General features: G+C 40.8%; 8 protein-coding genes and 1 tRNA gene. All 9 read left to right on the top strand.

All coding sequences use genetic code 11. From position 1 onward, the window contains the following. Positions 1–8: 8 nt before the first annotated feature. The 9 genes from cydB to QP437_RS09355 all read left to right on the top strand — a co-directional run bounded on the left by cydB (position 9) and on the right by QP437_RS09355 (position 6,593). A complete protein-coding gene (cydB, locus tag QP437_RS09315; protein WP_285267650.1) occupies positions 9–1,148 on the top strand; it encodes a cytochrome d ubiquinol oxidase subunit II in 1,140 nt (379 codons plus the stop codon). Positions 1,149–1,260: 112 nt separating this feature from the next. Further along, the gene (gene ybgE, locus QP437_RS09320; protein WP_049381656.1) at positions 1,261–1,548 is read left to right on the top strand and encodes a cyd operon protein YbgE; all 288 of its coding nucleotides are present in this window, start codon (positions 1,261–1,263) and stop codon (positions 1,546–1,548) included. 71 nt (positions 1,549–1,619) lie between these two features. Continuing rightward, positions 1,620–2,048, top strand: a complete 429-nt coding sequence (gene ybgC, locus QP437_RS09325) for a tol-pal system-associated acyl-CoA thioesterase (protein WP_285267651.1) — start codon at positions 1,620–1,622, stop codon at positions 2,046–2,048. Positions 2,049–2,068: 20 nt separating this feature from the next. Continuing rightward, the gene (gene tolQ / locus QP437_RS09330; RefSeq protein WP_049369196.1) at positions 2,069–2,755 is read left to right on the top strand and encodes a protein TolQ; all 687 of its coding nucleotides are present in this window, start codon (positions 2,069–2,071) and stop codon (positions 2,753–2,755) included. 78 nt (positions 2,756–2,833) lie between these two features. Then, positions 2,834–3,253, top strand: a complete 420-nt coding sequence (gene tolR, locus QP437_RS09335; RefSeq protein WP_032803822.1) for a colicin uptake protein TolR — start codon at positions 2,834–2,836, stop codon at positions 3,251–3,253. Positions 3,254–3,271: 18 nt separating this feature from the next. Beyond that, positions 3,272–4,525 carry a cell envelope integrity protein TolA gene (gene tolA / locus QP437_RS09340; RefSeq protein ID WP_285267652.1) on the top strand — a complete coding sequence of 418 codons (1,254 nt, stop codon included), beginning with the start codon at positions 3,272–3,274 and terminating at the stop codon, positions 4,523–4,525. A 41-nt stretch (positions 4,526–4,566) separates the two neighbouring features. Then, positions 4,567–5,850, top strand: a complete 1,284-nt coding sequence (gene tolB, locus QP437_RS09345; protein ID WP_014064915.1) for a Tol-Pal system beta propeller repeat protein TolB — start codon at positions 4,567–4,569, stop codon at positions 5,848–5,850. A 24-nt stretch (positions 5,851–5,874) separates the two neighbouring features. Beyond that, positions 5,875–6,345: a peptidoglycan-associated lipoprotein Pal gene (pal, locus tag QP437_RS09350; RefSeq protein ID WP_285267653.1), complete on the top strand. Its 471-nt coding sequence runs from the start codon at positions 5,875–5,877 to the stop codon at positions 6,343–6,345. A gap of 175 nt (positions 6,346–6,520) precedes the next feature. Then, positions 6,521–6,593: transfer RNA gene (locus QP437_RS09355), tRNA-Lys, on the top strand. The last annotated feature ends 2 nt before the right edge of the window (positions 6,594–6,595 follow it).

Genomic DNA, 6,595 nt, shown 5'->3' on the forward strand with positions numbered 1-6,595 from the left:
GATGGATTATGCTTGATTATGAAATTCTACGTATTATTTGGTGGGTGCTAGTTGTTGTATTGCTTATCGGTTTCGCTGTAACAGATGGATTCGATATGGGCGTGACCGCACTTTTACCAGTAGCAGGTAAGAAAGAAGTAGAAAAACGAATTATGATTAACTCTATTGCTCCACACTGGGATGGTAACCAAGTTTGGTTATTAACCGCTGGTGGTGCAATCTTTGCGGCATGGCCGATTGTTTACTCTGTGGCGTTTTCAGGCTTCTATATTGCCTTATTCCTCGTGTTAGCCGCGTTATTTTTCCGTCCAATTGGTTTTGAATATCGTGCGAAAATTGATAATCCAACATGGCGTGCTGTGTGGGATTGGGGCTTATTTGCGGGTGGTTTTGTACCTGCATTAGTATTCGGTGTAGCATTTGGTAATTTATTACAAGGTGTACCATTCGAATTAAATGAGCTTTCACAAGCTACTTACACAGGTTCTTTCTTTGCATTATTAAATCCATTCGCATTACTTTGCGGTGTGTTAAGCCTTGCAATGCTAGTGACTCACGGTGCAAACTGGTTACAAATGAAAACCACTGCAGCATTGCGTGATCGTGCAAGAGCAATTACACAAATCGGTGCATTAGTGACATTAATTACTTTTGTACTTGCAGGTGTGTGGCTTTCTTTCAAAGACGGGTATGTTGTGACTAGCGCAGTGGATCACTTTGCAGCATCAGCGCCAGCTTCAGGTAAACAAGTGGCAGTTGAAGCAGGTGCATGGTTCAAAAACTTCAATGAAAATCCAGCTTTATGGGCATTCCCAGCATTAGCAGTAGTTGGTGCATTATTGAATGTGGTTGCATCTAAAGCAAATCGTTGTGGTTTCGCGTTCTTATTCTCAGTATTAACAATGGCTGGTGTAATTATCACTGCGGCAGTATCAATGTTCCCATTTGTAATGCCTTCAAGTACTCATCCAGAACAAAGCTTGTTAATGTGGGATGCAACGTCAAGTGAATTAACATTAACCTTAATGTTCTACTTGGCACTAGTATTTGTTACCATCTCATTGCTTTACACCATTTGGTCATACTACAAAATGTTTGGTCGCTTGGATGAAAGCTTTGTTGAAGACAACAAAAACTCATTATACTAAGGAGAAACAATATGTTATATGCAATTTGGGTAGTGGGTGTGTTGGCTGCAGTTATGGTGAGTGCTAAATTAACCATTGGTAAAGAAAAGTCAGGTAAATTTGACGAGTAATGATGATTAATTCACTCTATCAATTAAGTAATAAGGGTTCCTTGCGAACCCTTTCGTTTATTTTAGCGTTATTTTTAACTGCAGCTTTCTTTTTAAATTTAAGTCAATTTTCGACCGCACTTCGAACTGCTCATCCTGCTTGGATTCTCGCAATCTTTTGGGGATTGATTAATTTATGGATCCACGGCATTGGATTTGATATTCGTCGGGCAATATGGCAGCTTGTTTTCTTGCCATTTATTGGTTATTTCACCACAATAATCGCCATTGTTCAGCATTGGTTATTATAAGAACGATAGACAAATATTATTATTTGGATCTTGCACATCTTATGAACAGGTTCTAAAATAAGCGGCTTGTTATGGCTGATAATTTGAGCATTATTTTGAATAACCAATGTTTTACCTTTCCGGTTCGTGTTTATTATGAGGACACGGATGCAGGCGGAGTAGTGTATCACGCACGTTACTTACATTTTTTTGAACGTGCGCGAACTGAATATTTAAGAACGCTTAATTTTTCCCAACAATTATTATTGCAGGAACAACAAGTCGCTTTTGTGGTCAAAACCATGTCTATTGACTATAGTATTCCGGCAAAATTGGATGATTATCTTATTGTCGAAACTGAAATAACGGCAGTGAAAGGGGCGACAATCCTCTTTGAACAGCGGTTAGTTCGTGAGACGGTGGTGTTATCAAAGGCTACTGTTAAGGTAGCCTGTGTTGATCTAGGCAAAATGAAACCTGTCGCAATTCCTGAAGAATTAAAAGCGGCATTTTTAAAGTAAATAACTTTTCGGAGTATGCAATGACTGCAGAATTGAACTTTTTAGATCTTTTTCTAAAAGCGAGTATCGTTGTTCAACTTGTAATTGTGATCTTAATTTCGTTCTCAATTATTTCTTGGGCAATCATCATTCAACGTAGCCGTATTTTGACGAGCGCGTTAAAAGAAGCGAACACTTTTGAAGATCGTTTCTGGTCTGGTGAAGATTTAAATAAACTTTATGATGGTTTATCTAATCGTCGTGAAGTATTAACAGGTAGCGAACAAATTTTCTTTGTCGGCTTTAAAGAATTCTCTCGCTTAAAACAAGTGAACGCGAATGCGCCAGAAGCTATTATTAAAGGTACGACTCGTGCGATGAACCTTGCGATGAATCGTGAAGTAGAAGCTCTTGAAAGTCGTGTACCTTTCTTAGCAACAGTGGCTTCTGTAAGTCCATATATCGGTTTATTTGGTACTGTTTGGGGGATCATGCACGCATTTATGGCATTAAGTGGTGCGAAACAAGCAACATTACAAATGGTTGCGCCAGGTATCGCAGAAGCCTTGATCGCAACCGCAATCGGTTTGTTTGCGGCGATTCCAGCTGTAATGGCGTATAACCGTTTAAGCTTACGTGTAAATGCGATTGAACAAAATTATGGTAACTTCATTGATGAATTCACCACAATTTTACATCGTCAAGCTTTTGGTAAAGCGCCCCATTAAAAATAAATGAAAAATTGACCGCACTTAATAAATAAAACGAAAAGTGCGGTGGATTTTAGCGAAGTTTTAGAGGAAATTATGGCTCGTCGTCAGCGTAAAGACATTAAATCTGAAATTAACATCGTGCCATTTCTCGATGTTCTTTTAGTTTTAGTGTTAATTTTTATGGCAACCGCGCCGATTATCAGTCAGAGCGTTCAAGTAGAACTCCCTGATTCGGTGCAAAGTCAAAATGTATCAAATGAAGATAAAACACCGGTTATCTTAGAAGTAGCAGGTGTAGGGCAGTATTCGATTTCTATTGGTGGTCAACGCCAAGAAGGCCTTAACGAAGAAATGGTAACCCAATTATCAAAACAAGAATTTGATAAAGACAATAACACAATGTTCTTAGTGGGCGGAGCAAAAGATGTACCTTATGAAGAAGTGATTAAAGCACTGAATTTACTACATCTTGCCGGCATTAAGTCTGTGGGTTTAATGACCAACCCAATTTAAGAATAAGTAGGTAAAACCGTGCAGAATAATCGACGAAAAAAACGTGCAAATGAGTTTGTCATCTCTATTGCGATGCACCTTGCATTGTTTGGTTTGTTGATTTGGAGCTCTCTTTATCAAACCGTTGAAATAATGGGTGGTGGAGAAGGTGAAGGTGATGCCATGGGAGCTGTGATGGTCGATACTGGCAGCGCAGCACAGGAATGGGGACGTATTCAACAACAGAAAAAAGGTCAAACTGATAAACAGAAGAAACCAGAGCCTGTAGTTGAAGAGAAAAAACCAGAGCCTGAACCTGAACCAAATCAGCAAGAAATTGCGAAACAAGAAGAGATTAAGCGTCAGCAGGAAATTCAACGTCAAAAAGAACTTGAAAAACAAAAGCAGCAAGAAATTGAAAAGCAAAAGCAAAAACAGCAACAAGAGCTTGCTCGTCAAGAGGCGTTAGAAAAACAGAAACAAGCTGAAGAAGCAAAAGCAAAACAAGCTGCAGAGGCCGCGAAGTTGAAAGCTGAAGCCGAGGCAAAACGTTTAGCGGCAGCCGCTAAACAGGCTGAAGAAGAGGCGAAAGCGAAGGCACAAGCTGAAGCTCAAAAAGCGAAAGAAAAAGCAGAAGCAGATGCTAAAGCCAAGGCTGAGGCGAAAGCTAAAGCAGAGGCTGAAGCAAAAGCGAAGGCAAAAGCTGAGGCAGACGCCAAGGCTAAAGCAGAAGCAGATGCTAAGGCGAAAGCGAAAGCAGAGGCTGATGCAAAAGCGAAAGCAGAGGCTGAAGCAAAAGCCAAGGCAGAAGCAAAAGCTAAAGCGGATGCAGAAGCTAAAGCGAAGGCTGATGCGAAAGCCAAAGCTGATGCAGCAAAACGTAAAGCGGATCAAGCAGCTTTAGATGATTTCATGAACGGTGGTGACATCGGTGGTGGTAGCGCATCTAAAGGTGGCAATGCGAATAAAGGCGGTACACAAGGTAGTGGTGCGGGACTTGGGGCTGGAGACGGTGGCAAGGTCGGTGACCAATATGCAGGTGTGATTAAACGTGAAATTCAACGCCGTTTCTTAAAAGATCCAAGTTTTGCCGGTAAAGTTTGCCGTATTAAAATTCAACTCGGTCGAGATGGTACTATTTTAGCTTACCAACGAGTTTCTGGACCTGATGATATCTGTACTGCAGCATTAAGTGCGGTGGCAAGAACGAAAAAAGTTCCAGCAGCACCATCTGATGCAGTGTATGAGAAATATAAAGCGCCGGCTATCGATTTTGATATCAATGCTCGATAATCGGTTTTAGAAAAATAACAACGTTAAAATAAGGTGATTAAATGAAATTGATCAAACGTGTTATGGGGCTATTTGTGGTGATGTTTGCATTTGCAAGCACAGCAATGGCAGAAGATGAAGTTCGAATTGTGATTGATGAAGGTGTTGATGGGGCTCGTCCTATCGCAGTTGTTCCTTTCGCAGGTTCTGCACCAGAAAATATTGGTCAAATTGTTGCGGATGACTTACGTAATAGTGGTAAATTTAATCCAATTCCAGTAAGCCAAATGCCACAACAACCAACAACCGCAGCTGAAGTGAAACCAGAGGCTTGGACTGCTTTAGGTATTGATGCTGTTGTTGTAGGTCAAGTGACTTCAACTGGTAGCGGTTATAACATTTCTTATCAGTTAGTTGATACTGTGGGCGCATCAGGTACACCAGGTGCAGTACTTGCACAAAATAGCTATACCGTGACTAATAAATGGTTACGTTACGGTGCACATACAGTGAGTGATGAAGTATTTGAAAAATTAACCGGTATTCGTGGTGCATTCAGAACGCGTATTGCTTATGTGGTACAAAAAAATGGTGGATCACAACCTTATGAAGTTCGTGTAGCAGATTATGATGGGTACAATCAATTCATTGTAAATCGTAGCTCACAACCAATTATGTCTCCAGCATGGTCTCCAGATGGTAAACGTTTAGCTTACGTATCTTTTGAGAACAAAAAATCACAACTTGTTGTACAAGACTTAGGTTCAGGTTCTCGTAAAGTGGTTGCTTCTTTCCCTGGTCATAACGGTGCACCAGCGTTCTCTCCAGACGGTTCTAAACTTGCGTTTGCTTCTTCACAAGATGGTTTATTAAACATCTATGTAATGAGCTCAAATGGAGGAAAACCTACTCAATTAACTAGCGGTGCGGGTAATAATACAGAACCGTCATGGTCTCCAGATGGTAGCTCAATTCTCTTTACTTCAGATAGAAGTGGTTCCCCACAAGTTTATCGCATGAGCGCAAGCGGTGGTGGTGCGTCACCAGTAGGTGGTCGCGGTAGTGCGCAAATCAGTAGCGATGGTAAAACACTTGTGATGATCAACGGTAATAACAACGTGGTGAAACAAGATCTCACAACCGGTAGCTCTGAAGTATTAAGTACATCTTTCTTAGGTGAAAGCCCAAGCATTTCGCCTAACGGTATCATGATTATTTACAGCTCTACACAAGGGTTAGGAAAGGTGTTACAATTAGTTTCTGCAGATGGTCGCTTTAAGGCGAGTCTTCCAGGAAGTAATGGCCAAGTGAAATTTCCTGCTTGGTCGCCATATTTGACTAAATAAAAGAACTCATTGAGGAGAAATCTAATGAACAAATTTGTTAAATCATTATTAGTTGCTGGTTCAGTAGCTGCATTAGCAGCATGTAGCTCATCAAACAACGATGCAGCAGGCAACGGTGCTAACAACAACGGCCAAACTTTCGGTGGTTACTCTGTTGAAGATCTTCAACAACGTTACAACACCGTTTACTTCGGTTTCGACAAATTCAACATCGAAGGTGAATACGTTCAAATCTTAGATGCTCACGCGGCATACTTAAATGCAACGCCAGCTTCTAAAGTTGTTGTTGAAGGTAACACTGACGAACGTGGTACTCCAGAGTACAACATCGCTTTAGGTCAACGTCGTGCTGACGCAGTTAAAGGTTTCTTAGCTGGTAAAGGTGTTGACGCTGGTAAAGTATCAACTGTTTCTTACGGTGAAGAAAAACCTGCAGTGTTAGGTCACGATGAAGCTACATACTCTAAAAACCGTCGTGCAGTGTTAGCATACTAATTTTTAGAGAATCTTGATTCTTATATAAAACGGAGAGCAATAAGCTCTCCGTTTTTCTTTATCTCAAATTTTCTTAAAAATTGACGAGTATTCACGCAATTAGCACAATTTCTTCAGATTTTTCTTGCGTCAGAAAATAAAATCGGTATTATACGCACCTGTTACGAAATGACGTGGGTCGTTAGCTCAGTCGGTAGAGCAGCGGACTTTTAATCCGTTGGTCGAAGGTTCGAATCCTTCACGACCCACC

It is taken from the genome of Haemophilus sp. UMB1048 (genome assembly GCF_030218125.1).
Lineage (GTDB): Bacteria > Pseudomonadota > Gammaproteobacteria > Enterobacterales > Pasteurellaceae > Haemophilus_D.

Coding starts and splice junctions, on each gene's coding strand:
- cydB (WP_285267650.1), top strand. CDS start 9: ATGCTTGATTATGAAATTCTACGTATTATTTGGTGGGTGCTAGTTGTT.
- ybgE (WP_049381656.1), top strand. CDS start 1,261: ATGATTAATTCACTCTATCAATTAAGTAATAAGGGTTCCTTGCGAACC.
- ybgC (WP_285267651.1), top strand. CDS start 1,620: ATGGCTGATAATTTGAGCATTATTTTGAATAACCAATGTTTTACCTTT.
- tolQ (WP_049369196.1), top strand. CDS start 2,069: ATGACTGCAGAATTGAACTTTTTAGATCTTTTTCTAAAAGCGAGTATC.
- tolR (WP_032803822.1), top strand. CDS start 2,834: ATGGCTCGTCGTCAGCGTAAAGACATTAAATCTGAAATTAACATCGTG.
- tolB (WP_014064915.1), top strand. CDS start 4,567: ATGAAATTGATCAAACGTGTTATGGGGCTATTTGTGGTGATGTTTGCA.
- pal (WP_285267653.1), top strand. CDS start 5,875: ATGAACAAATTTGTTAAATCATTATTAGTTGCTGGTTCAGTAGCTGCA.